Origin of the sequence: Achromobacter sp. B7 (assembly GCF_003600685.1) — a bacterium.
GTDB classification, from domain to species: domain Bacteria; phylum Pseudomonadota; class Gammaproteobacteria; order Burkholderiales; family Burkholderiaceae_B; genus Achromobacter; species Achromobacter spanius_B.
This window is the reverse complement of sequence record NZ_CP032084.1, coordinates 1266883-1291729: the sequence shown is the minus strand read 5'-3', so window position 1 is coordinate 1291729 and position 24847 is coordinate 1266883. Positions and strand designations below refer to the sequence as shown.

Below are 24847 nucleotides of genomic sequence, written 5' to 3'. Positions count from 1 at the left end.
TTATTCCTCTTCGTCCACGTGATGGGTGCTGAACGAACGCCAGACCAGAACCGGGATAATCAAGGTAAAGACAATCACTTCTTTATAGGCGCTGGCCCAGAAGGACGAGAAAGATTCCAGCACGCCGACCAGCAGTGATCCGGCGGCGGCCACGGGGTAGCTGGCCAGGCCGCCGATGATGGCGCCCACGAAGCCCTTCAGTCCGATCAGGAAGCCGGTGTCGTAATAAACGGTGGTGATCGGCGCGATCAACATGCCGGACATGGCGCCGATGGCCGTGGCCAACGTGAAGGTCAGGCTGCCGGACATGGTGGTGCTGATGCCGACCAAGCGCGCGCCGCGGCGGTTCACGGCGGTGGCGCGCAACGCGCGGCCGTACAAGGTCTTGCCGAAGAACAACCACAGGGCGGCGATCAGCAATGCGCAGGTGGCGACAACGAACAGGCTTTGCGCGGACCAGGTCATGAAGCCCAGGTCGACTTGCCCGCTGACGAACGCCGGGGTGCGCCAGCCTTCGGCGCCAAAGAACACCAGCGCCAGGCCGGTCAGCGCGAAGTGCACGGCGACAGAGACGATCAGCAGCACCAGCACGGTGGCTTCGGCCAAGGGTTGATAGACGATGCGATAGACCATGGGACCCATCGGGATCACCAGCAGCAGCGTCAGCAGCATGTTCAGCCACAACGAGTTGTCGGGGCCGATGTAGCTTTGGGTCACCCAGAACAGCGCCAGCGGCAGGACGACGCAGGTGACCAGCGTTTTGGGCAGGCCAGCGAAACTGCGGGTGCGCAAGGCGCGCACCAGCTCCATCGCCAGGCACAGGGCGCCCAGCAGCGGCAGCAGGTAGGCGGTGCCCGGCATCTTGCCGTCGACCAGCATGGCCAGGGTCAAGGCGCCGAACGCCACGAACTCACCCTGGGGAATGAAAATGACGCGCGTAACGGCAAACACCAGCACCAGCGCCATGCCCAGCAGGGCATAGATGGCGCCGTTGACGATACCGTCTTGCAGCAGGATCAGCGCAATTGAGGAATCCATCTAACAACCTTATTGATTCTTGGTGTTCCGGCCCCGCCCGGGACACTGATACGACACACCGGCCGGAAAGGCCGGTGCGAAGCATTGCTCGGGTGCCGCAAGACACGCGCCAGCGGTTGGCGCGGCCTTGCAGGACACATCCGTGGATCGGGCAATCCGAAGGGAATTACAGGCCGGGCTGATAGACCCACTTGCCGCCTTCAACCTTGACGATGACGCGCGAACGCTCGTCAAAGCCGGCGTGGTCGGTGGGCGACATGTTGAACACGCCTTGCGAGGCGGCCAGGTCCTTCACGTTTTCCAGCGCATCGCGCATGGCGGCGCGGAACTCCGGCGTGCCGGGCTTGGCGCCCGTCTTCAGCGCCACGGGCACCGCGGCCACGACCAATTGGCCGGCGTCCCACATGTGGCCGCCAAACGTGTTGGTCGAGTTGGCGCCGTTGGCCTTCTCGTAGGTTTCAACATAAGCCAGGGCCGACTTCTTGACCGGGTTGGAATCGGGCAACTGGGCGGCGACCAGCAGCGGGCCGGCCGGCAGGAACATGCCGTCGCAGTCCTTGCCGCAAACGCGCAGCACGTCGTTGTTGGCGGCGCCGTGGGTTTGGTAGATGGTGCCGCCGTAGTTGCGGGCCTTCAGTTCCTTTTGCGGCAGCGCAGACGGGGTGCCGGCGCCGGCGATCAGGATGGCGTCCGGCTTGGCGCCGACCAGCTTGAGCACCTGACCCGTCACGCTGGTGTCGGTACGGCTGTATTTTTCGATGGCGACAATTTCAATGCCCTTGGCCTTGGCGGCCTTTTGCATCACGTCCAGCCAGCCGTCGCCGTAGGCGTCGGCAAAGCCGATGAAGCCCAGGGTCTTGACCTTGGACTTGGCCATGGCGTCGGCCAGGGCGCCGGCCATCAGCGCGTCGTTTTGCGGAGTCTTGAAAACCCAGCGGCGCTTGTCGTCCACGGGTTCCACGATCTTGGCGCTGGCGGCCACGCTGATCATCGGCACCTTGGCTTCAGCGGCCACGTCGACCATGGCCAACGAGCCCGGCGTGACCGACGTGCCGATCAGCACGTCGACCTTGTCGTCGGTAGCCAGCTTGCGCGAGTTCTTGACGGCTTGCGTGGTGTCGGTGGCGTCATCCAGCACGATCCATTCGATCTTCTGGCCGGCCACTTCCTTGGGCAGCAATGCCACGGTATTGCGTTCGGGGATACCCAGCGACGCAGCGGGGCCGGTGCTGGACACCGTGACGCCGACCTTGACCTGCGCGCTTGCCAGGAGCGGCACGGCCAGGGCGAAAGCGGCAGCCGCCGCGGACAAGCCGAAGTGCTTGCGCATATTTTTTGTCTCCTGTGGTGGCTCTTATGTGCCTCGATCGAGGCGAAGCGAGCCTAGTTAAAGTTATACAGAAAAAAATATTATAGGGTTAAAACAGTATCAGATGACGTCACGCAACTACGGTAAATCCCTGATGTGCTATGGAAACCTTGTTTCAGCAAACGCATTCGTTAATGGCGAACTTGATGGCGAACTTGTACTAGAAAAACTTTCGGCGCGTCAGTTGGGGGATTCCCTTGTAATGGGCAGCATGCCCCAAAGCGCATCGCCAGCTGGTTACCTTACTGTCACGGAGCACTGACAAATCTGTCAGCGGCCCAACATCGGCCACACCCTTTCCACGCGCGAAGCCACCCAGGCGGCGATCACGACTTTGATCAGGTCGCCCGGCAGGAACACCGCCACGGCGGCGGCCGCCTTGGGCAGACCCATCTTGGTCACCGAGGCCAGCCACGGCACGCCAAACGCATAGACGACCACGATGCCGCCCACCCCGCAGGCCACGACATACGCGCCCAGCTTCGCCCAGTCGCGGTGGGCCCGGCCCACCAGCGTGCGGGTCAGCCAGCCGATGACAAATGCGCCCACCACCATGCCCACCAGAAAGCCGCCCGTGGGCCCCATGAACGCGCCCAATCCGCCACGACCGCCCGGCAGCACCGGCAGGCCGATCGCCGCCAGCAGCAGGTAAAGCAGGCAGGCCAGCGCGCCACGCACGGGGCCCAGCATGGCGCCCGCCAGCATGACGCCCAGCGTCTGCAAGGTGATCGGCACCGGAATGCCGGGCAGAGGTATCGGCGGGATCAGGCTCAGGACGACGATCAGCGCGGCAAACAGCGCAATCAGCACGGTGTTATGGGATTTCATGGCATTACCTATTGGGTGGGGTGGGGGCGCCCGGCTGAGGGGCGCCCGGCTCAGGGGTGCCCGGCTGAGGGGCGCCCGGCTCAGGGGCTGCGCGCGTCGATGGCTTCGGCCACTTCCTGGGCGCGCTTTAATGTCAGCACGATCAAGGGCACGATCAGGGCAACCGGATGGGCGCCCAGCCCGCGCGCCGCCTGGGCCTCGCGGATGTCTTGGAAATTGCGCCAGATTTCAGGCACGAACCGCAATGTCAGCGCCAATGCCAGCGCCACTTTGCCGGCGTCGACCAGCCCGATCCGCTCAAACGGCGTCAACGCCCGTTCGCAGACGGCGATCAGGTCCGACGTGCGCGTGGCCAGCGTGACGGCCAGCGCCAGCCCCACCATCGCGCCCACTCGCAGCACGACGGCCAGGGCGTCGATCAGCCCCTGGAATACGCCCGTGAACAGCGCCACGGCCAGCAGCACCCACAGCAGCCCGCGCACCTGGCGCCAGACGGCGGCGGCCGACACGCCCGTGGACCAGACCAGAATGGCCGAAACGGTAAACGCCGCGCCCAGCCACCTCGGGTCGCGCAGCATGAACAGCCCCGCCCCGGCGGCCACCAGCGCCACCAGCTTTACCCAGGCAGGCAGCCGGTGCAGTGGACTGCGGCCGGCGACGTAAAGAGGTTCGATCATGCGCAGTGCTCCCGGTACCAGCGCAAGGCCGGCGCGGGCGCGTCGTCGGCGGCAATGACACCATCGCGCACGACCAGCACCCGGTCAAAATCCTCCAGCAGGTCCAGGTCGTGGCTGACGACCACGGCATCATGGGGCAGCGCGGCAATCGCGTCTCGGACCCGGTTGCGGTTGCGCAGGTCCAGCTGCGTGGTGGGTTCGTCGAAGACGACCAGCGCCGGCGCCATGACCAGCACGGCCGCCAACGCCACCAGCTGGCGTTCGCCGCCCGACAGCGTGTGGCTGCTGCGGTCGGCCAGATGCCCGACCCCCAGCGCATTCAATTGGGCGTCGATGCGCGATTCACGCAGCGCCTTGTCCGGTTCCAGCCGCTTCAGCCCGAAGGCCAGGTCTTCGCGCACGATCGGGAAAACAATCTGGTTTTCGGGGTTTTGAAACACAAAGCCCACACGGCGGCGCACGGCTTTCAAATCGTCCCGAGTGTCCAGCCCATCCACCCGAACACTGCCCGACGATGGCAGCACCAGCCCGTTCAGCAGGCGCGCAAGCGTGCTCTTGCCGGCGCCGTTGGGCCCGACGATGCCGATGCGGCGCTCGGCCAGCGTCGCGCTCACCCCGCGCAACACTTCCGCCTGGGGCGTGGCCACTACCGCCTGGTCAAACTCGATTAACATGGGGCGGGATTATGCCCGAACCATTTCGGGCATCGGGACTCCAAGAGCTGATATGGAAAAAGTACGCAAATCCGACGCCGAATGGCGCGCACAACTTTCCCCCGAAGAATACGTGGTCACCCGCGAAAAGGGTACCGAACGCGCATTCACCGGGCGTTACTGGAATACGACCACGCCGGGCATTTACCGCTGTGTGGGCTGTGGCACGGCCCTGTTCGCATCCGACACCAAATTCGACGCCGGCTGTGGATGGCCCAGCTACTTCCAGCCGCTGGACCCCGAACTGGTGCGCGAAGAGCGCGACGTCAGCCACGGCATGGTCCGCACCGAAGTCCTGTGCAACGTATGCGATTCGCACCTGGGCCACGTCTTCCCCGACGGCCCGCCGCCCACCGGGCTGCGCTATTGCATCAATTCCCTGTCGATGACGTTTGAACCCATAGAAGACTGAATGAAGAAGTTTCTGTTCGACCTGTTTCCGCTGTTCCTGTTCTTCATTGCTTATCGGTACACGGACATCTTCGTCGCCACGGGCGTCGCCATGGCGGCAGCCGTGCTGCAGATCGTGTGGCTCAAGCTCACGGGCCGCGCCACCGAGGCCATGCACTGGATCAACCTGACGGTCATCCTGGTCTTTGGCGGCGCCACCATCTGGTTGCACAGCGATGTCTTCATCAAGTGGAAGCCCACCGTGCTGTATTGGCTGTTTGGCGGTGCGCTGCTGATTTCCCGCTGGGTGTTCGGGCGCAACCTGATTCGTCGGCTGATGGAAAAGCAGATTCAACTGCCCGACGCCGCCTGGGACAAGCTGAACCTGGTCTGGGCAGCCTTCTTCCTGGTCGCCGGCGCGCTGAACCTGTATGTGGCGTTCTCGGGTCATTTCACCGAATCGCAATGGGTCAGCTTCAAGGCATTCGGCCTGATGGGCTTGATGGTCGTCTTCGTGATCGGCCAGTCGGTATGGCTGGGCAAGCATATCCAGACCGACGACACCGCCGGTTCCGGCACGCCGCCGGGCAAGCCCTGACGCGCCAGCCGGCCCGACCACACGGTCCAATCATAGGCGCGCCCACTCTCGTGGGCGCGTCGGAACTTTCATCAAGCCGCCATGTCCGACAACACCGATCGCATCACCCTGATCCGAGAGCGCCTGGCCGCCCTGGAACCTGTAACGCTGGACATCCTGGACGACTCGCATTTGCATGCCGGCCACGAAGGCAGTAAAAACGGCGCCGGCCACTATCGCGTCCATATCGTAGCGCCTTGCTTCACGGGGCTCTCCGCCGTGGCGCGACATAGGCTGGTGTATCATCATTTGCAAGATTTGATCCCCTATCCGATTCATGCGCTTGCGCTAGATGCCCAGGCTCCCAAATAGAAAGTAAAAGGATATTCATGAAACGCATCGTCATGCTGGCTGCGGCCTGCGTCATCGCCGTGCCCGCTTTCGCGCAAAACGTGGCCACCGTCAACGGTAAGGCCATTCCGCAAAAGAATTTGGATCAATTCGTCAAGCTGCTGGTCAGCCAGGGCGCGACCGATTCGCCGCAATTGCGCGAACAGGTCAAGCAAGAAATGATTAACCGCCAGATCTTCGTGCAAGCCGCCGAATCCAGCGGCATCGCCAAGCAAGCCGACGTTCAAACCGAAATCGAACTGGCCCGCCAAGGCATCCTGGTGCGCGCCCTGATGGCCGACTACCTGGCCAAGAACCCGGTTTCGGACGCCAAGGTCACCGCCGAATACGAGAAGATCAAGAAGGAACAAGCCGGCAAGATGGAATACAAGGTCCGTCATATCCTCGTCGAAGACGAGAAGACGGCCAATGACCTGCTGGCCCAGATCAAGAGCAACAAGAGCAAGTTCGACGATCTGGCCAAGAAGAACTCGAAGGACCCCGGCAGCGCCGAAAAGGGTGGCGATCTGGGTTGGGCTCCCCCGACCAACTACGTCCAGCCGTTCGCGCAAGCCGTGACTCAGTTGAAGAAGGGCGAACTGGTCGACAAGCCGGTCCAAACTCAATTCGGCTGGCACATCATCAAGGTTGAGGACACCCGCCCGGTGGAATTCCCGCCGCTGGATCAAGTGCGTCCGCAACTGGAAGAAATGCTGCGCCAGCAAACCCTGGCCGACTACCAGAAGCAACTGCGCGACAAGGCCAAGATTCAGTAAGCCTGCCCTGCGCCAAAATCAAAACTGCCCGCTATCGCGGGCAGTTTTTTTTGGGGCAGGACATTCCCTTTGGGCTAGGACATTCCCAATAGGGCTTTCAACGCATCTTCATCCAACACGGTCACGCCCAGTTCCTGCGCCTTGGTGAGTTTGCTGCCAGCCTCTTCGCCGGCCACCAGATAAGCGGTTTTCTTGGAGACCGATCCGCTGACCTTGCCGCCCGCGGCCTGGATGTGCATTGATGCTTCCTCGCGCGTCCAGTTGGGCAGGGTGCCGGTCAACACGAAAGTCTTGCCCGCCAGCGTCGTGCCTTGCGGCGCGGCGTCGGCCACGGGGTTCACCCCCTGCGCCTTCAATTGCTCGATGACGTCCCGGTTGTGCTGCTCGGCAAAGAAGCGGCGGATGGATGCCGCCACCACGGGGCCCACGTCCGGCACGGACGACAAGGCGTCTTCATCAGCGTCCATGATGGCGTCGATGCTGCCGAAATGCCGTGCCACGTCGCGCGCGGTGGTTTCACCCACGTGACGAATACCCAGCGCAAACAACAGGCGGTTCAAGCCCGGGGCGCGCGCCTTGTCGATGGCCGCCACCAGGTTATCGGCCGACTTCTGGCCCATGCGATCCAGGCCCACCAGCTCGAGCGGACGCAGGCTGTACAGATCGGCCAAAGTCTTGACCCGGCCGCTGTCGACCAACTGGTCCACCAACTTTTCGCCCAGCCCTTCGATGTCCAGCGCCTTGCGGCTGGCCGCATGCCACAGCGTCTGCTTGCGCTGCGCGGCGCAGAACAGGCCGCCCGTACAGCGCGCAATGGTCTCGTCTTCCAGCCGTTCAATGGCCGAGCCGCAGACCGGGCAGGCCGTGGGCATGACGAATTCCTGGGCGTCGTCGGGCCGCTTTTCAAGCACGGGGCCCAGCACTTCGGGGATCACATCGCCCGCGCGGCGCACGATGACGGTGTCACCCTTGCGCACGTCCTTGCGGCGGATTTCGTCTTCGTTGTGCAGCGTCGCGTTGGTGACGGTCACGCCGCCCACGAACACGGGTTTTAGGCGAGCCACGGGCGTGATCGCGCCCGTGCGCCCAACCTGGACTTCAATATCCAGCAGCGTGGTGGTGGCTTCTTCGGCGGCAAATTTGTGCGCCAGCGCGAAGCGCGGCGCGCGCGCCACGAAGCCCAGCACTTTCTGCGCGGGCAGCGAATCTACTTTGTAGACCACGCCGTCGATGTCGTAAGGCAGGCTGGCACGCAGCTCGCCCACCTTGGCATAAAAGGCCATCAAGCCTTCGGCGCCCGTCGCGCGATGGTTGTGCTTCAAGTTGACCGGCAGGCCCAGCTCGTGCAGCCAGGCCAGCATGGCACCATGCGACGCTTCGGGCAGTTGCGAGGCCTGACCGGCGCCGGCCGTGGCCTCGTCGAACAAGCCGCTTTGCTTGCCGGGCAGGCCCTGCACTTCGCCCCAGCCATACGCAAAGAAGCGCAGCGGCCGCTTGGCGGTGATGCGCGGGTCCAGCTGACGCAGGCTGCCGGCGGCGGCATTACGCGGGTTGACGAAGATCTTTTCGTCACGCTTGGCCTGCGCCGCGTTCAACTTTTCAAAGTCGGCGCGATTCATCAGCACCTCGCCGCGCACTTCCAGCACTTTCGGGGCGGACCCTTTCAGTTGCAGCGGAATGGCCTTGATGGTGCGGATGTTGGAGGTGACATCTTCGCCCGTCTGGCCGTCGCCGCGCGTGGCGGCCTGCACCAGACGGCCGTCCTCGTAACGCAGGCTGATCGCCAGCCCGTCCAACTTGAGCTCACAGAAATAATCGGCTTGCTGCGCCGGCCCCAGCAGGCCTGCGCCGCGCAACGTGTCCGTGACACGGCGGTCGAACGCCCCCACTTCTTCTTCGGCAAAGGCGTTGTTCAGCGACAGCATCGGCACGGCATGGCGCACGCTGCCAAAGGCGGAGACAGGCGCAGCGCCCACGCGTTGCGTGGGCGATTCCGGGGTGATCAGTTCGGGATGCTCGGCCTCTAGGGCTTCAAGCTGCCGCATCAGCCCGTCGTACTCGGCATCCGAGACGGAGGGCTCGTCGTAGACGTAATAGCGGACGTTGTGCTGTTCCAGCTCGGCGCGCAGGCGCGCCGCGGTTTCCGCCGGGTTGACTTCACCAGACGCGCGGCTCATTTATGCAAACACCCGTTGAGCACGCTCGCTTCCGGCGGGCAGGCCCGCTTGTTCAAGCTGTTCGAACAGCACTTGGAGGCGTTCGTCGATAACCGTTTCGGAACCATCCGCCAGCGGCTTGCCCTGGTCGTCGACCAGCTCGGCGCGCAGGCGGGCGGCCAGGTCGCGGCCCACGTCGACCATGCGGCCAAAGGCACGCGTATCGGCCGGCGCACAAGGCACGTCCAGCAGCAGGTACAGGCGTTCGACGCCACCCATGCCGGCGTCGAAGGCGGCGCCATCGGCGCGCGACAGCGTGAAGCGGGTCACACCGTTTTCGGCGGGCCACGCCAGGCGATTGCCATCCGCCACGAAGCCCGTGTCGCGGGCCACGGACAGCACTTCGGCGGCAGGCTGGGCCGCGCCCAGCAGCAGCGTCAGGCCAACCTGGGTATCCAGCGCGGCGCAGGTGTCGTCCAGGCGGGCGCCCTGCTCCAGCACGGCTTGCTGGTCGGGGCCTTCGATGGTGGCGTCGAAACGTTCGGCCATGTCCTGGGCGCGAGCCCAGGCTTGCGACCATTCAATGGCAGTCAGGGGGCCGCTGCGATTAGCCAGCAGCACCGCCAGTTGCATCGACGCATACGATTCGCCGGCATGCACGCGGGCACGATGGCGGCGCTGGTCGGTTTCGGCGAATACGCGCATCGGCTTGCGGCCTACGTGGCGCAGGCTTTGCATGTAAGGCAGCAGGTCGGCGCCACGCACGGGTTCGGCAAAATTGATTTCGATGACCACTTCGCAGGCGGGATCGGGTTCTTCCGTGTCGTCGGCATCGCTACCCGGGTCCACCGGCGCGGGCTGGCCCGGGTGCGCGCGCGGCGCATCGCCGCCCATGCCGGGCTCGCGACGGCTCGCGCCCGCGGCAGTGGCCGAAGCGGCTGCGCCGGCAGCGCCGGCGCCCAGCAACGGATCCTGTTCAGACGTGGGGAAATGGCTTTGCATCTTGCGCCGGACGCGCCGGTCCTGCCACCAGTTGAATCCCAACACCAGCAGTATCAGCAAGACGCCCAGGGCTATCAGCCCGATCTGCAAATCACTCATGTGTACATCCCGCGCCAGGAGGGCGGCGCCTTTCTAAATATGGGGTTTATGCCGCTTCGGAGGCCATCATTTGCACGGCCGAATCTATGTCTACCGCAACGATACGCGAAACCCCTTGCTCTTGCATGGTTACGCCGATCAGCTGCTTGGCCATCTGCATGGCGATCTTGTTGTGCGAAATAAATAGGAATTGGGTTTGCTCGCTCATGTTGGCGACCAGGTTTGCGTAGCGTTCGGTGTTGGCGTCGTCCAGCGGCGCGTCCACCTCGTCCAGCAGGCAGAACGGCGCCGGGTTCAGCTTGAACAACGCGAACACCAACGCGGTCGCGGTCAGCGCTTTTTCGCCGCCGGACAAGAGGTGAATCGTGCTGTTGCGCTTGCCGGGCGGCTGGGCCATGACCTGCACGCCCGCGTCGAGAATTTCCTCGCCTGTCATGCTGAGCTTGGCTTCGCCCCCACCAAACAGCTTGGGGAACAGCTCGCCAAAGTGGCCGTTCACGATGTTGAAGGTTTCTTGCAGCAGCTCGCGCGTTTCGCGGTCGATCTTGCGGATCGCGTCTTCCAGGGTTTCGATGGCGGTCATCAAATCCTGGTGCTGGGAATCCAGGAAACCCTTGCGTTCGCGCGACGTGTTCAATTCGTCCAGCGCCGCCAGGTTGACCGAGCCCAACGATTCAATCTGGCGCGAGATCCGGCCCACTTCCTGTTGCAGCCAGCTGGCGCGGCGCCATTCCTCGGGGCGGGTGGCCAGGTCCTGGGCCAGCGCCTCGCGGTCGACTTCGCGGGCGTTCAGCTGTTCGGTGAACTGCTCTTCGGCCAAGCGCGCGGCCTGCTCTTGCAGCTGCAATTCCATGATGCGCGCACGGCGCGGTTCCAGCGTCTGTTCCTGCTGTTGCCGGTCTTCATCGGCGCCGCGCAACAGAGCCGCCAGGTTTTCCATTTCCTGGCGCGCGCGCGACAGCGCTTCTTCGCGCTCGGCACGGGCTTCCAGGGCATCCTGCAACCCGGCCTGCGACGCGGACGCGTCCAGCTCGGCCAGATCGCCCATCAGTTGTTCAAGCTCGACCGTGCCGCGCTGGCTTTGGTCGGCGGCCAATTGCTGGTTGCGTTGCAGGTCGGTAATGCGGACCTGAATGCCGCGTTCGGCAAATTCGGCTTCTTGCGCGGCACGCTCAAGCTCGCGCAGGCGCGTACGGGCGGCTTCGGCCTGGGCGGCCAGCGTTTCGCCGTCCATTTCAGCATCGGCAAAGCGGGATTGGTGCTCGGCCAGTTCTTCGTCCAGCGTCTCGAAGCGGGCTTCGGCTTCTTCGCGGGTGGCGCGCAGGTCTTCTTCCTGGACCTTGATTTCTTCCAGATCCTGGCGCAGGCGCGATGCCCGTTCGCCGGATTGCTCGGCCTGCTGTTGCAGCCGGGAATGTTCAAGCTGGATGTCGTGCACGCGGCGCGTGACCTCGGCCACGCGCGTGCGCGCCGGGGCGATGGCCTGCGAGACCTGCTGCCAGGCTGCTTCGGCGCGGGCAACCGCGGCGCGCGCCTGGTCGGCGATCAGCTGCTGGGCCTTGATTTCGCGCTGCAGGTTTTCAATTTCCTGCTGGCGGGCCAGCAGGCCGGCCTGTTCGGAATCCGGCGCGTAAAAGCGGACGCTATGGGCATCGATCAGATGGCCGGCCTTGACCACGCAGGCGCTGCCGGCGGGCAAGGTCGCTCGCATGGCCAGGGCCTGCGTCACGTCGGTGGCGGTGTAGATGCCGGCCAGCCAGTCGTTCAGCAGCGTGCGCAGGTCCGGGTCGGTGATGCGCAGCAGGCTGGCCAGCGGCGTCAGGCCGGCCGGGGCGGCCGGCGCGGGCGCCGCGACGGGCAGTTGATAGAAAGCCAGCCGGGCGGGCGGCGCGTCTTCGGCGAACGCGCGGGCCCAATCCAGATTGCGCACTTCCATGGACGCCATGCGCTCGCGCAGGGCGGATTCCAGGGCGGTTTCCCAGCCCGGCTCCACGTGCAGCTTTTGCCACAGGCGCGACAGCCCGGCCAATTCGTGCTTGGCCAGCCAGGGTTCCAGCGCGCCCTGCTTCTGCACGTCTTCCTGCAGCTTCACCAGCGCGGACAGGCGGGCTTCCAGACGGGCCAGGTTCTGAGCGTCGGTCTGGGCGGCGGCCTGGGCGCGGCTGCGCTCGGCATCCGCTTCCGGCACGCGGCCTTCCAGCGTGGCCAGTTCTTCCTGGGCTTCTTGCAGCTGGTCTTCGCCGGCTACCCGGTCGCCGGCCAGTTGCTCCAGGCGGACGGGGTCGGGCGCATGCAGCTCGCGTAGCTCTTGTTGCAGGCGTTCGCGGCGCTGCTCCAGCACCTGCATTTGGCGGTCGGCGTCGCGCTGGGTCTGGGCGACCAGCGCCAGGTTCTGTTCGACCCGGGCCAGGGCGGCGCGCATTTCGTCGCGGCCCGAGGCGGCCTCGCGCACACGCTGCTCGACGGCGGGCAACCCCGCCTGAGCGTCTTCGGCGGCGGCCCGCGCCTCTTCGGTGCGGGCGGCGGCGGTGGCCAGGTCGTCTTCGGCCTGGGCGATTTGCTCAGTGCAGTGCTCGCGCTGGCTGGTCCATTCCGCGATCTGCTGCTGCAGCTGGTCGCGGCGCGATTGCAGACGGTTGCGCGAATCCACCACGTGGCGGATCTCGGCTTCCAGGCGGCTGACCTGCGCGTTGGCTTCGTACAGCGCGCCCTGGGCGGTGTGCACGGCGTCGCTGGCCGCGTAGTGGGCCTGACGGCGCGATTCCAGCGCCGCTTCGCCTGCCCGCAGGCCGGCGATGGCGGCTTCCAGCTCGTTTTGCGCCTGCGCCATTTCCTGGGCTTTCTTGGCGCGCTCTTCGCGAGCCCCGGTTTCCTTCAGGAACCACAGGGAATGCTGTTTCTTTTCGCCGTCGGCCTGAAGCTCGCGGTATCGCGTGGCGACTTCGGCCTGGGCTTCCAGCTTTTCAAGCTGGCTGTTCAGTTCGCGCAGAATGTCTTCCACGCGAGTCAGGTTTTCGCGCGTGTCGGACAGGCGGTTTTCGGTCTCGCGGCGGCGTTCCTTGTAGCGCGACACGCCGGCCGCTTCTTCCAGGAATACCCGCAGTTCTTCAGGGCGCGCCTCGATCAGGCGGTTGATCATGCCCTGCCCGATGATGGCGTAGCCACGCGCGCCCAGGCCGGTGCCCAGGAAGATATCGTGGATGTCGCGGCGCCGGACCTGCTGGTTATTGACGAAATAGCTGCTGGTGCCGTCCCGGGTCAGGACCCGGCGCACGGCGATTTCGGCGTAGGTGCTCCATTGGCCCGCAGCCCGCCCTTCGCTGTTGTCGAACACCATTTCCACCGACGCACGGGCCGCTGGCTTGCGGTTGCCCGAGCCGTTGAAAATGACGTCCTGCATGGACTCGCCGCGCAGTTCCGAGGCCTTGGCCTCGCCCAGCACCCAGCGCACCGCATCGATGATGTTCGATTTCCCGCAGCCGTTCGGACCCACCACGCCAACCAGTTGACTGGGCACGGGAATCACGGTGGGATCGACGAAGGACTTGAAGCCGGCGAGTTTTAGCTGAGTAAGACGCACAGTACGATGACGACGGGGTGGGTTGACGAAAGGCGTTAACGGACCTGCCGCACAGATTGCAAACCGGCCCACGAAGGGCCGGCTCACATATGGGTCGTATGATACCGCAGGCAGTCTGTCGCTAAACGTCAGTAATGGTCAACCCACGGGCAAACGCGCAATGGTGCGCCTTCGGGCACCGGCTATACTCCCTGACACTTTTTGGCACGACACATAATTTTCACGCGGACTGGCCGGGCTCAGGCCAAAGAACGGGGACATTCTTGAAACGTGGTTTCTATCTGGTCATGGCCGCGCAGGCCTTCTCGTCATTGGCGGACAATGCGCTGTTCATCGCAGCCATCGCCTTGATACAGGAGCTGCACGGCCCCGACTGGTTGGCGCCCATGATGAAATGGTCGTTCGCGCTGGCCTACGTGGTGCTGGCGGCCTTTGTCGGCGCCCTGGCGGACTCTTTCCCCAAGGGCCGTGTGATGTTCTCCACCAACGCGCTGAAGGTGGCCGGCTGTCTGCTGATGTTCTCGTACGCCAGCATCGGCGTTGCCCCCGAATACCAGACCTACCTGGTCTGCGCCGCCTATGCCGTGGTCGGGATCGGCGCGGCGGCCTATTCGCCCGCCAAGTACGGCATCGTCACCGAAATGCTGCCGCCGCACATGCTGGTCAAGGGCAATAGCTGGATCGAAGGGCTGACGGTGTTTTCCATCATTTTGGGCACGGTGCTGGGCGGCCTGTTGATTTCGTCCTCGGTGTCGACCGCCCTGTTGAGCCATTCGTTCATCGGCAGCCTGGTGCACACCCCCGCCGAAGCCGCCATCCTGGTCATTGCGTTCGTCTACCTGCTGGCGGCGCTGTGCAACCTGATGATTCCGCGCACCCATGTGCGCTACCCGCCGCAGCAGAAAAACCCGGTGCGCCTGATCCGCACGTTCTGGGGCTACGTCTGCGTGCTGTGGAAAGACAAGCTGGGCCAGATTTCGCTGGCGGTCACCACCCTGTTCTGGGGCGCGGGCGCCACGCTGCAACTGATCGTTATCGAATGGGGCCGCAGCCACCTGGGCTATCAGCTGGACAAGGCGTCGATGCTGATGGGCGTGGCGGCGCTGGGTACCGTGGTCGGCTCGATCCTGGCCGGCCGCATCCCGCTGCGCCGCGCGCTGGCCGTGCTGCCGGTAGGCGCCGCCATGGGGCTGGTCGTGTTGCTGATGCCGCTGGTCTATTCGCCCTGGAGCGTCTACCTGCTGCTGCTGATCACGGGCGGGCTGGCCGGTTTCTTCGTGGTGCCGATGAATGCGCTGCTGCAACATCGCGGCCACGTGCTGCTGTCGGCGGGCCATTCCATCGCGGTGCAGAACTTCAATGAACAGCTCAACATCCTGCTGATGGTGGCGATGTACACGCTGCTGCTGTGGCTGCAACTGCCGATCAACATCATCATCGTGATTTTTGGCTCGGTGGTGGCGGTGCTGATGGTGGTATTCATGCGCTGGAGCAAGCGCAACATGCAGGCCAACCCCGATCTGCACGACCAGATCGGGCAGGAAGGCCATGGGCGTGCGCTGGATTCGAACACCCACTAAGACGCCAAGCCGTTGATCGGAAACGAAAAACGGGCGATAAAGGCGGGCAATACAAGATGCGCAATACAGGACGCGCAATGCATGACGCGCAATAAAAAGCCGGGCCCAAGCCCGGCTTTTTATCGTCCGCCGCCAGCGGCAAGCCAGCGCGGTCAGATCTGGCGGGACGCCAGCTTAAGGTCTTGCCAGGCCCGCGCCTTTTCGGACGGGCTGCGCAGCAGGTACGCCGGGTGATAGCTGACGATCAGCGGAATCTGGCTGCCGTCCTCAGTCTTGAGCGTATGCACGCGGCCACGCAGGCTGCCGATGGTGGCGTCCGTACCCAGCAACGTCTGCGCGGCAAACCGGCCCAGGACCAGGATGCGCTCCGGCTTCAGCAAGGCGATCTGGCGCATCAGATACGGGCTGCAAGCGGCAATTTCCTCGGGCTTGGGATTGCGGTTGCCCGGCGGGCGGCACTTGATGACGTTGGTGATGAAGACGTCGGTGTCGCGGCTCATGCCCACGGCGGCCAGCATGGCGTCCAGCAGTTGGCCGGAGCGGCCGACAAACGGGTGGCCCTGCCGGTCTTCTTGCTCGCCCGGGGCCTCTCCCACGACCAGCCAGCGAGTAGGCGTTGCCCCATGGCCAAAGACCGCGTGGCGGCGCCCCTGGCACAGCCCGCACGCCGTACACGCCACCACCTGCTCGCGCAGTTCGTCCAGATTGGCGTTTTTCACCGCCTCGGCCACGGGGATGCGAGGCGCTTCGACGGCTTCTTCTTCGGCCGTCTTGGGAACCGGACGCGGCGGCGGGCCGGTGCGGTTCAGGATGGAAGCGGGAATGCCCGGGCGTCCAGAACTGCGTTCGCTTGCGACGGCGGCCGGAGCAGCGACCGGCGCGGCAGTCGACGCAGCAGACGAAGCAGACGAAGCAGTAGCCGATGCGGCAGCCGGCATCGGGGCGGAAGCCGGCACCGCGGCGGGCGGCAGGGCCGCCACCGGGGCCTGCACAGCGGCAGGCTGACCGGACACGTTGACATGCCCGACGGGGGCATTCGGGGCACGGGCCGCCACCCCGGAATCCAACAAAACCGGTTTTGAAACAGGGGCTTGCGGCGCAACGGGCGCACGAGCATCGGCCGGAGCCGGGCGCAGCCACAGCCTTTCCATGCCAATTTCGCGCAGCCAGATGCGCTGAAGCGGATTGACGCGGGGCGCCACGGCGGGCGTCGGCACGGTCATGCGAGCACCTCCGGCGTGGCGTCAAAGCGTTTTTGCATGACCAGAGCGTCTTCGCGCGTGCCTTTTTCAGCGGGGTAGTACCCACGGCGCACACCGATCTGCAAATAACCGTGGTCGCGGTAAAAGCTGACGGCGGAGACGTTGGACGGGCGCACTTCCAGCAGCACGCCCTCAAGCCCCCGTTCCCGCGCCTGCGCCTCGCACCATTGCAGCAGGATGCCGCCCAGCCCTTGCCGATGCAGGTGTTTGGACACGGCAATGACGAGCAAGTGCGCGACGTCCGGCGCAAACATCAAAATGCAGAAGGCAGCGACTTTGCCGTCGCGGCGAAGTACCCAAGCGCCGTAGCCCGCCGCCAGTGCGTCGACGAAGTTGCCGCGCGTCCAGGGAAACGCCTGCACGTGGGCCTCCAGCGCGGCCACCTCGTCCAGGTCGTCGTGCGTCAAGGGCTGGGGTTGTTCGGCGGGCGCAAGGTGCCCGGAACGTTCCGCCACGCGGCCCTGCTGCGGCCGATCGGCGGGCTCTGGCTGTGCACCACGCTGCGATGAGTCGGTGAGCTGGGATGGGTCGTTGCGCGGTGATTGCTTGGCCTCCGACGCCAGCGACGGCGCGGCTTTCGGGTTGCCGCCTTCGCCCCGCATGCGCTCGGCGGTGGTAAAGGCAACCTTGTCGCGCACATAAAGCGGCGCGGCCTCTTCCGGAGGCAGCGCTTCACCGCGCAGCCAGCCTTGTCGCGCCAGACGCGCCACGCTGGCGGCTTCGGGGCGCAACGCATCGGCCGCGCGCGCCCACCCATCCGGCGCAATCATGTCCGACGCGTAGGCATCCCAGGCGTCGCCCGCCAGCAGCGGGCGCAAAGCCTGGCCCTCGGAATCCGACCATTGGGCAAGGTGATGCGCCGTCCAGGGCACGACCTCGGCAGCCGCGATCAACAGCGGGGCTTGCAGGACCTGCCAGGCGGACTCTTCGGCCCCCTGCGCGCCCAACGGGCGATAAACCGCCAGATAGACCTCGTTCATGCGCGCGTCCAGCGCCACCACAATGGCGTTGGCGGGCGTGGCCTCGGCCACCTGCGCGGCGACCGCCTGGTGGGACACGACAGGCAGCACCGGAATCCCCAGCCCCAGGCCCATGCCCTGGGCCACGCCGCAAGCGACACGCAGGCCGGTAAAGCCGCCCGGCCCCTGGCCAAACGCCACGGCGTGCAGGGCCGTGGGTGCAATGCCGGACTCGGCAAGCAGCTCGTTCGCCATCGGCAAGAGTCGTTCCGCATGCTCTTGGGACCCCTCGTGCTCGCGGGTAATCACCTGCAAACGGCCATCGACCGTTCGCAGTAAAGCCACCCCGCAACGGGACGAAGACGTTTCCAAAGCCAGCAGGTTTAGTTCCATAGGTGCAGATTGTACGAAATACGCGGCTCCGCCCCCGGTTGTAAGGGGGATTTCAACCATGGTTCGCAATGTGTAATATCTTGTGAACGCCCACTAGCCGCTGGTTCTTGTCACTGTTACATTTCCGGCCATGAATACGCAAAACACCACCCCCACCCGAAAAATCCTCGTCGTTGACGATGATCCGCGCTTGCGCGATTTGCTGCGCCGGTATTTGTCCGAGCAGGGATTCAACGTTTTCGTCGCCGAAGACGCCAAAGAGATGGGCAAACTCTGGCAACGCGAGCATTTTGACCTGCTCGTGCTGGATCTGATGCTGCCCGGCGAAGATGGTCTGTCCATCTGTCGTCGGCTGCGCGGTGGCCACGACAATACGCCCATCATCATGCTCACGGCCAAGGCGGAAGAAATCGACCGCATCGTGGGCCTTGAAATGGGCGCGGACGACTACCTGTCCAAACCGTTCAACCCCCGGGAACTGCTGGCACGGATCAACGCGATCCTACGCCGTCGCGGCACCGAAGAACATCCGGGCGCTCCCAGCCAGGAAAACGAGTCGATCGCTTTCGGCCCCTACGTGCTGAACTTGTCCACCCGTACGCTGACGCGCAACGGCGAACAAGTGCCGATCACCACCGGCGAATTCTCGGTGCTCAAGGTGTTTGCGCGCCATCCGAAGATTCCCCTGTCCCGCGACAAGCTCATGGAACTGGCTCGCGGCCGCGAATACGAAGCTTTCGATCGCAGCCTCGACGTGCAGATCTCGCGCCTGCGCAAACTGATCGAACCCAATCCGTCCAAGCCCGTGTTCATCCAGACCGTTTGGGGTCTCGGATACGTGTTTGTGCCGGACGGTGGTAGCTGATCGGCTCGCCCGCCCTGGGCAGGAGCGCAGCCTCGTGCCCCGCTTGCGCAGAACCTTCAGGAACCTGACTTCACGTTTGCGGCTCGGCTTGTTCGGCCGCACGTTCCTGCTGCTCGCAGCGCTGATGCTGGTCAGCCTGGGCGCGTGGCTACAAGTATTTTTCAGCATGGAGCTGGGACCGCGCGCCAATCAAATGGCGCAGCGGGTGATCACGGCCGTCAATATCACGCGCACGGCCCTGATCTACTCTCATAACGGCGAACGCAGCAAGCTGCTGCTGGACCTGGCCACCAACGAAGGCATTCAGGTCTACCCGCGCGAAGTCACCGACTTTGCCGAAGCCCTTCCCGACGACGACTACTGGCAGCGTGTGGCGCAGCATATCCGCACGCGCTTTGGCCCGGAAACGCAGATCGCCTGGGGCGTCAACCAGGTGCCCGGCTTCTGGGTCAGCTTCCAGATCGAAAAAGATCTGTATTGGCTGGTGTTCGAGCGAGAACAGATTGGCTTGACGGGTGGTATCGAATGGCTGGGATGGGGCGCCACGGCGTTGCTGCTTTCCCTTGTCGGTGCGGCGGTCAGCGTGGGGTTCGTGAACCGGCCCCTGTCCCGGCTTGCCCGCGCCGCGCAGGTGTTGTCGCGCGGCGAGACGCCCGCGCCACTACCCGAACAGGGTCCTTTGGAAATCCGCGACCTGAACGCCTCGTTCAACCGCATGGCTAAAGACCTGCGGCAGGCCGAGGCCGACCGAGAGCTGATGCTGGCAGGGATCTCGCACGACCTGCGCACCCCGCTGGCCCGCATGCGCCTGGAAATCGAGCTTAGCGGCGTGTCGGAAGACGCCCGCCAGGCCATCGACGAAGACCTGGGTCAGATCGACCACAGCATCGGCCAACTGATGGAATATGCACGGCCCGCCGGCACCCTGCCGCAGCTGGCCACCGACATTTCCGCGGTACTGGCCGAGCTCTATGAACGTGAACGCAGCCACACCGCGTCGTTGGGCGGCGAGCTGGAAGCGTCGTTGGAACCCGGGCTGCGCGCCCGGATCACGGCACTGGACCTGAAGCGGGTGGTCAGCAACCTGATCGAAAACGCGCGGCGCTATGGTCGGTCCAGCGACGGCATGGCGCACCTTGTCATGACGCTGCAAGCCGAAGGCGGCATGATCGTGATCGAAGTGTGCGACCGCGGACCGGGCATCGCGCCCGAAGACGTCGACCGGCTGCTGCGGCCTTTCTCGCGTGGCGAAGCGGCGCGTACCGGTGTCAGCGGCGCGGGCCTGGGTCTGGCCATTGTCGAACGCCTGCTCAAGCACGTGGGCGGCACGCTGCGGATGCTGCCTCGCGAAGGCGGCGGGCTGACCGCGCGCATAGAGTTGCCCAAAGCCAAGTTTAGGAATTATCAATTAGACAACGATAATCCATAGCGTAGAATTTATGGTTTAAGGCACTGCCTTATCTCCACCAACAACTACTGGGAGTAAACATGAAAACTGTTGGCGACAAACTCGAGCCCTTCAAGGTCACCGGCGTCAAGCCCGGCTTCAACCAGCACGAAGAGAATGGCGTGTCGGCGTTTGAAGACATCACCGAAAGCTCGTTCCCCGGCAAGTGGAAGGTGATCTACTTCTACCCGAAAGACTTCACGTTTGTGTGCCCGACCGAAATCGTCGGCTTCAACAAGCTGGCCAAGGATTTCGAAGACCGCGACGCCGTTCTGCTGGGCGGCTCCACCGACAACGAATTCGTCAAGCTGGCATGGCGCCGTGAGCACCCGGACCTGAACAAGCTGGGCCACTACCAATTCGGCGACACCACCGGTGCCCTGATCGACCAACTGGGCGTCCGCGAAAAGGGTGCTGGCGTTGCTCTGCGCGCCACGTTCATCGTTGACCCGGACAACACGATCCAGCACGTTTCGGTGAACAACCTGAACGTCGGCCGTAACCCGGAAGAAGTTCTGCGCTTGCTCGACGGTCTGCAAACCGACGAGCTCTGCCCGTGCAACCGTACGGTTGGCGGCGCTACGCTGTAATTTCCAGCCCGGCCCAGGGCCTGTACGCAGGCCCGGCGCCGGGCTTTACTTGCTCTAGATTATAGGTAAAAACTATGGAATTTCTTACGACCATTAAGGAACAGCTGCCGGATTGGGCCAAGGACATCCGCCTGAATCTGGACGCCGTCATCGCCCGTTCCACGCTGGCGCCTGAAGATGCCGTTGGCGCCGCCCTGTCCGCCGCTTACGCCGCGCGCAGCCCGGTGCTGGTCGAAGCCTTCAAGAGCGGCCTGTCGGAAGGCGACGCCAATGCCGCCCTGACCGCTTCCGCACTGATGGGCATGAACAACACCTGGTATCCCTACGTCGAAATGACGGGCGACGCCAACCTGAAGAGCCTGCCCGCGCAGCTGCGCATGAACGCCTACGCCACCCATGGCGGCGTCGAGAAAAAGCGCTTTGAACTGTTCGCGCTGGTTGCTTCGATCATCGGCAAGTGCCATTTCTGCGTGGCCTCGCACTATGAAAACCTGAAGAACGACGGCCTGTCGACCGAACAGCTGCGCGACGCCGGCCGTATCGCCGCCGTCGTCAACGCCGCCGCTCTGGCGCTGGCCGCCCAAGGCAAGTAAGCCTCGGTCTGAAGATGGAAAAAAGCCCGCCTGTGCAAACAGGCGGGCTTTTTATTGCCGCGCGCCAAGGTGATGGCGCCGACGGGGACTGCTCGATTAGTTCTGCGCCGGCTTCACGGGCGAGGTCGGCAAGCCGTTGGCCACCCAGGCTTCCAGGCCGCCGCGATACCAGTAGGCGTCCCAGCCCAAAGTGCCGACGCGCAACGCCGCGTTGTACGACGAACGGTCGTTCATGCCGGCGCCCATCAATACGATCGGCACGCCCCGGTTGCCGCCCGACTTCTTCATCAGCCAATCGTCCAGCGGACCTTGCAGGCTGTCCTTGACGCTGCCGTCCGACCCCGCGTCGGCCAGCGGATAGGCGATGGGCAAGGTGTCGCGCAGCCCGCTGCTGTCCACGATGATCAAATTCTTGTTGTTCTTAATCAGCTGGACCAAATCGCCGGTGGTGATGACCTTGGCGCGGTAGTGCTGGACCGGCGTGGGTCCCTTGTACGGCGCCGAGAACAGCAAGGTCGTGGCCGGCACGCCGCTGTCCTTCAATTCATCGAAACCGCCGGTCGGGGCGGCGGCGCCCTGCCCTTGGCCCGCGGGTGCCTGCTGCTGGCGGGCAGGCGGCGCCGAGCCGTCCTTGGCCACGATTTCACCGCCCACCGTGCCCATTTCGATGTCCGAAATCATCACGGCAATGTTCTCGATCAGCTCATAGCACATGGTGATCGAGCCTTCGCGCGGGCTGTACCAGGCGTTGAGCTTGCCGCAGTCCTTGAAGACCACGTTCACCGGCCGGGGCAGCACATACGTCTTGCCCAGCAGCTTGATGTTTTCGCCGATGGCGGCCGACAGGTTGTTCGCGAACAGGTTGCCGATCTTGCGCTTGGACGGCTCGAACACCACGTTCACCGGCGCGCCGGGCGCGTTGGCCGGTTGCTCGCCGTCCGGCGTCCAGGTACCGACGCGCGTGTACGGCGCCAGAATCTTGCGCCACGCGCGGTTCTGCTTGTTGAATTCGTCCGTGCAACGGGCCTTGGTGCGGTCTTCGAATCCGGTTTGTTGAACCACCGTTTCGAACACAGCGGGGTTGCCGCCGTACATGATGCAAAGCATGTTGCGGAAGCGCTTCAGGTCGCCCGTGTGTTCGTCCTGCCATGCCGAGGGCGCCTGGCCGCGGCTTTCCGACAGCTTGCCGCTGTAATACCACTGCAGCGCGGCGTAGGTGGCCGCTTCGCGCGCCATGCGGTCCACGTCCTTGCTGCCCGACGGGTACATCGTGGGTTCCACGATCTGCAACGCCGCGTAAATATCCACCGCATCCTCTTCGGCGCCGGTGGACGGCAATTGCAGTTCGCCGATCAGCGCGTGGCCGAACTCGTGCATGAAGATGCTTTTCATCAAGCCGATATACACGGCGACGATGCGTTCGGTATCGCCACCGAAACGGGGATACGGACCCGAGCCCGGCAAGCCGGAATTATTGCCGCCCGGAGACGGGGCAGCCTGGGGCGTATTGACGCGCGGCTGGGTGTTCTGTGGGCTTGCGCCCGTGGCGCCGCCGCGCGGAGGCAGGCCCGCGGGCGGCGGGCTGGCCGCGCCACCGCCACGAGGCGGCAAGCCGGTGGACGGCGGTGCGGCCGGCGGCTGCTTGGACCCTTGGTTGGTCGTGATGGAAAAATCCGCGATGCCGAACGTGCCGACGTCATACGCCATGATGCCGATATCCGCGCCCAGCGCCGACACGTCCGCCACGTCGCCGATCTTCTGGCCGTTCACGATGAAGCGCGCGGCGCCCGGCACCTCGACCACCTTGATGCGGTCCGACCCGTCCAGCTTGGCGACATTCGGCACAGAGCCGAAATCACGGCGGTTCTGCCCTTCCAGGCAAAACAGCTTCGTGTTTTTGTCGGCCATGATTTCAAGCAGGCACAGGCTCTTGGTGGCGCGGTTGTTCATCACAACGCCGATGGACGCCTTGGGATTCTGCGAATTGACGACCACATTGACGTCGGTGATGCGGCCGGCGTCCGGTGCGGGGCCTGCCGTGACGTACAGCGTTTGCTCACTGCCCGGCGTGCCCTTGTTCTGCAAGGTGAACCAGCCGTCCTGCAAGCCCGCCGTCCAACCCTGCAACAGCTGCTGTCGGACCCCGCCAGCCAGCGGACCCAACTGCTGTTCAAACTCCGCGTGCGCGGGCGCACATACTGCGGCAAGGGCTAAAAGCAGGGCTGCGCCACGTAGATGCATCCGAATATCTCATGTGATCCGATTTAGATAGCGCGCAGAATATTCCGAATCATATGGACCCGCTTATTTATTTGTTAAAGATGTATGCCAAAGTAAATGACGCCCTTGCAAGGGGCCGGCACACGCCTCAACTGTCGACACGCGCCAACAACGCCACCACGGTCGCCGCGATGCCTTCCTTGCGGCCCAGGTAGCCCAGGCCCTCGTTGGTCTTGGCCTTGATGTTCACGTCGGCTTCGGGCAGACCGGTGTCGGCGGCAATGTTCCTCACCATGGCAGGCGCGTGCGGGCCGATCTTGGGCGCCTGCGCGTGCAACGTCGCATCGATGTTGACGGGCGCCCAGCCCGCCGCGCGCACACGCGCCATGGCTTCGCGCAGCAGCACGCGGCTATCCGCGCCCTTGAAGGCCGGGTCCGTGTCCGGGAAATGCCGGCCGATATCGCCCAAGCCCGCCGCGCCCAGCAGCGCGTCGGTGATGGCGTGCAACAGCACGTCCGCATCGGAATGGCCCAGCAGGCCGTGCGTGTGCGGGATCGTCACGCCGCCGATGATCAGCGGCCGGCCCGCCACCAGCGCGTGCACGTCAAAGCCCTGCCCGACGCGAAAAGGAATGCTCATAGCCATTTTTCCATCAGTTCAAAATCATCCGGCCAAGTCACCTTGAAGTTGCGCAAGGCACCGGGGACCAGCAGCGGCGCATAGCCGGCGGCCTCCAGGGCCGAGGCCTCGTCGGTGACCGTGACGCCATTCACAGAGGCCGCCGTCAGCGCATCGCGCAGCACGCCGGCCCGAAACATTTGCGGGGTCTGCGCCAGCCACAGCCCATTGCGATCCAGCGTGCGTTCGACCCGGTCGCGCCCGCCCTTGACGGTGTCGGCGACCGGTAACGCCAACAAGCCGCCCACGGGGTCGGCCAGACAGGCGTCGATCAGGCGGCGCAAGGCGGCCTGGGGCAGCCCGGGCCGCGCCGCATCGTGCACCAGCACCCAGGTGTCGTCGGCCACGCCGCTTTCGGCCAAGGCGCCCGCCACGGTGTCGGCTCGCGTAGCGCCGCCGCAGGCCCGCCACACCGTGCGCGGCAAGCCGGCCAGCGCCGCGTCGACCCAGCCGTCGCCGGGCGTCACGGCCACGCGTACCTGCGAAACGCGCTCATCGGCCAGCAGCGCACTCACCGCATGGCGCAACATGGGCTGTCCGGCCAATGGACGGTATTGCTTGGGAACGGGTTCGACGCCGGGCTGGCTGGCGCGGGCGCCAACGCCCGCTGCGGGAACGATCGCAATGATTGAGTCAGACATGGTGCGGTGATTTTATAATCTTC

At 64.6% G+C, this 24847-nt stretch carries 22 protein-coding genes and 1 pseudogene; 10 read left to right on the top strand and 13 right to left on the bottom strand.

The window, feature by feature from the left end:
* The 3 genes from DVB37_RS05780 to DVB37_RS05770 form a co-directional block, all read right to left on the bottom strand.
* Entirely contained in the window at positions 1 to 1038 is a 1038-nt protein-coding gene (locus tag DVB37_RS05780) for a branched-chain amino acid ABC transporter permease (RefSeq protein WP_104142991.1), read from the bottom strand.
* A gap of 166 nt (positions 1039 to 1204) precedes the next feature.
* Complete coding sequence (locus tag DVB37_RS05775; protein ID WP_046802566.1) at positions 1205 to 2368, bottom strand: ABC transporter substrate-binding protein; 1164 nt, start codon at positions 2366 to 2368, stop codon at positions 1205 to 1207.
* A 309-nt stretch (positions 2369 to 2677) separates the two neighbouring features.
* The gene (locus DVB37_RS05770; RefSeq protein WP_104142990.1) at positions 2678 to 3235 is read right to left on the bottom strand and encodes a biotin transporter BioY; all 558 of its coding nucleotides are present in this window, start codon (positions 3233 to 3235) and stop codon (positions 2678 to 2680) included.
* Between DVB37_RS05770 and DVB37_RS28900 the strand changes: the two are divergent.
* Positions 3234 to 3296 (top strand): annotated as a pseudogene (locus tag DVB37_RS28900) (hypothetical protein); the annotation flags it as partial. The gene DVB37_RS05770 and the pseudogene DVB37_RS28900 overlap by 2 nt on opposite strands.
* Before the next feature lie 19 nt (positions 3297 to 3315).
* Here the strand turns inward: DVB37_RS28900 and DVB37_RS05760 are convergent.
* Together DVB37_RS05760 and DVB37_RS05755 are read right to left on the bottom strand one after the other, a co-directional pair.
* On the bottom strand, positions 3316 to 3912 hold the full coding sequence (locus tag DVB37_RS05760) for an energy-coupling factor transporter transmembrane protein EcfT (protein ID WP_046802564.1): 597 nt from the start codon (positions 3910 to 3912) through the stop codon (positions 3316 to 3318).
* The gene (locus tag DVB37_RS05755) at positions 3909 to 4586 is read right to left on the bottom strand and encodes an energy-coupling factor ABC transporter ATP-binding protein (protein ID WP_120154242.1); all 678 of its coding nucleotides are present in this window, start codon (positions 4584 to 4586) and stop codon (positions 3909 to 3911) included. Before DVB37_RS05755 ends, DVB37_RS05760 begins: the two co-directional genes overlap by 4 nt.
* A 52-nt stretch (positions 4587 to 4638) precedes the next feature.
* Here DVB37_RS05755 and msrB point away from each other — a divergent pair, with 52 nt between their 5' ends.
* The 4 genes from msrB (at position 4639) to DVB37_RS05735 (ending at position 6758) form a co-directional block, all read left to right on the top strand.
* Positions 4639 to 5037: a peptide-methionine (R)-S-oxide reductase MsrB gene (gene msrB / locus DVB37_RS05750; protein WP_046802562.1), complete on the top strand. Its 399-nt coding sequence runs from the start codon at positions 4639 to 4641 to the stop codon at positions 5035 to 5037.
* The gene (locus DVB37_RS05745) at positions 5038 to 5613 is read left to right on the top strand and encodes a septation protein A (RefSeq protein ID WP_120154240.1); all 576 of its coding nucleotides are present in this window, start codon (positions 5038 to 5040) and stop codon (positions 5611 to 5613) included. It begins immediately after the preceding gene.
* A gap of 81 nt (positions 5614 to 5694) precedes the next feature.
* Positions 5695 to 5964, top strand: coding sequence for a BolA family transcriptional regulator (locus DVB37_RS05740; RefSeq protein ID WP_046802560.1), 270 nt, complete (start codon positions 5695 to 5697; stop codon positions 5962 to 5964).
* Between the two features lie 17 nt (positions 5965 to 5981).
* Positions 5982 to 6758 (top strand): peptidylprolyl isomerase, encoded by a 777-nt coding sequence (locus tag DVB37_RS05735; RefSeq protein ID WP_046802559.1) that lies wholly within the window; start codon positions 5982 to 5984, stop codon positions 6756 to 6758.
* Between the two features lie 74 nt (positions 6759 to 6832).
* On the opposite strand, the gene ligA is transcribed toward DVB37_RS05735, so the two are convergent.
* Genes ligA through smc form a run of 3 tightly spaced genes read right to left on the bottom strand, consistent with a single transcriptional unit; the run spans position 6833 to position 13595 of the window.
* Complete coding sequence (gene ligA, locus DVB37_RS05730) at positions 6833 to 8935, bottom strand: NAD-dependent DNA ligase LigA (RefSeq protein ID WP_120154237.1); 2103 nt, start codon at positions 8933 to 8935, stop codon at positions 6833 to 6835.
* A complete protein-coding gene (locus DVB37_RS05725; RefSeq protein ID WP_104142985.1) occupies positions 8936 to 10015 on the bottom strand; it encodes a cell division protein ZipA C-terminal FtsZ-binding domain-containing protein in 1080 nt (359 codons plus the stop codon). It abuts the gene before it with no gap.
* A gap of 46 nt (positions 10016 to 10061) precedes the next feature.
* Positions 10062 to 13595, bottom strand: a complete 3534-nt coding sequence (gene smc / locus DVB37_RS05720; RefSeq protein WP_046802556.1) for a chromosome segregation protein SMC — start codon at positions 13593 to 13595, stop codon at positions 10062 to 10064.
* A 263-nt stretch (positions 13596 to 13858) separates the two neighbouring features.
* Here smc and lplT point away from each other — a divergent pair, with 263 nt between their 5' ends.
* Entirely contained in the window at positions 13859 to 15175 is a 1317-nt protein-coding gene (lplT, locus tag DVB37_RS05715; protein ID WP_046802555.1) for a lysophospholipid transporter LplT, read from the top strand.
* 152 nt (positions 15176 to 15327) lie between these two features.
* On the opposite strand, the gene DVB37_RS05710 is transcribed toward lplT, so the two are convergent.
* Both DVB37_RS05710 and tsaB read right to left on the bottom strand, forming a co-directional pair.
* Entirely contained in the window at positions 15328 to 16398 is a 1071-nt protein-coding gene (locus tag DVB37_RS05710; protein WP_120154235.1) for a uracil-DNA glycosylase, read from the bottom strand.
* Positions 16395 to 17789, bottom strand: coding sequence for a tRNA (adenosine(37)-N6)-threonylcarbamoyltransferase complex dimerization subunit type 1 TsaB (gene tsaB / locus DVB37_RS05705; protein WP_120154233.1), 1395 nt, complete (start codon positions 17787 to 17789; stop codon positions 16395 to 16397). Before tsaB ends, DVB37_RS05710 begins: the two co-directional genes overlap by 4 nt.
* Positions 17790 to 17919: 130 nt before the next feature.
* Between tsaB and ompR the strand changes: the two genes are divergently transcribed.
* From ompR to DVB37_RS05685, 4 genes are all read left to right on the top strand, one after another.
* Positions 17920 to 18654, top strand: coding sequence for a two-component system response regulator OmpR (gene ompR, locus DVB37_RS05700; RefSeq protein WP_003813882.1), 735 nt, complete (start codon positions 17920 to 17922; stop codon positions 18652 to 18654).
* Positions 18655 to 18688: 34 nt separating this feature from the next.
* Positions 18689 to 20083, top strand: a complete 1395-nt coding sequence (locus DVB37_RS05695; protein WP_006217983.1) for an ATP-binding protein — start codon at positions 18689 to 18691, stop codon at positions 20081 to 20083.
* A gap of 59 nt (positions 20084 to 20142) precedes the next feature.
* Complete coding sequence (locus DVB37_RS05690; RefSeq protein WP_006217982.1) at positions 20143 to 20691, top strand: peroxiredoxin; 549 nt, start codon at positions 20143 to 20145, stop codon at positions 20689 to 20691.
* A gap of 74 nt (positions 20692 to 20765) precedes the next feature.
* A complete protein-coding gene (locus DVB37_RS05685; protein WP_006223770.1) occupies positions 20766 to 21284 on the top strand; it encodes a carboxymuconolactone decarboxylase family protein in 519 nt (172 codons plus the stop codon).
* A gap of 96 nt (positions 21285 to 21380) precedes the next feature.
* On the opposite strand, the gene DVB37_RS05680 is transcribed toward DVB37_RS05685, so the two are convergent.
* The 3 genes from DVB37_RS05680 to ispD form a co-directional block, all read right to left on the bottom strand.
* A complete protein-coding gene (locus DVB37_RS05680) occupies positions 21381 to 23447 on the bottom strand; it encodes a DUF4344 domain-containing metallopeptidase (protein ID WP_240434045.1) in 2067 nt (688 codons plus the stop codon).
* Positions 23448 to 23652: 205 nt separating this feature from the next.
* Positions 23653 to 24144, bottom strand: coding sequence for a 2-C-methyl-D-erythritol 2,4-cyclodiphosphate synthase (gene ispF, locus DVB37_RS05675; RefSeq protein ID WP_120154229.1), 492 nt, complete (start codon positions 24142 to 24144; stop codon positions 23653 to 23655).
* Positions 24141 to 24824: a 2-C-methyl-D-erythritol 4-phosphate cytidylyltransferase gene (ispD, locus tag DVB37_RS05670; RefSeq protein ID WP_104142975.1), complete on the bottom strand. Its 684-nt coding sequence runs from the start codon at positions 24822 to 24824 to the stop codon at positions 24141 to 24143. Before ispD ends, ispF begins: the two co-directional genes overlap by 4 nt.
* Positions 24825 to 24847: the final 23 nt, after the last annotated feature.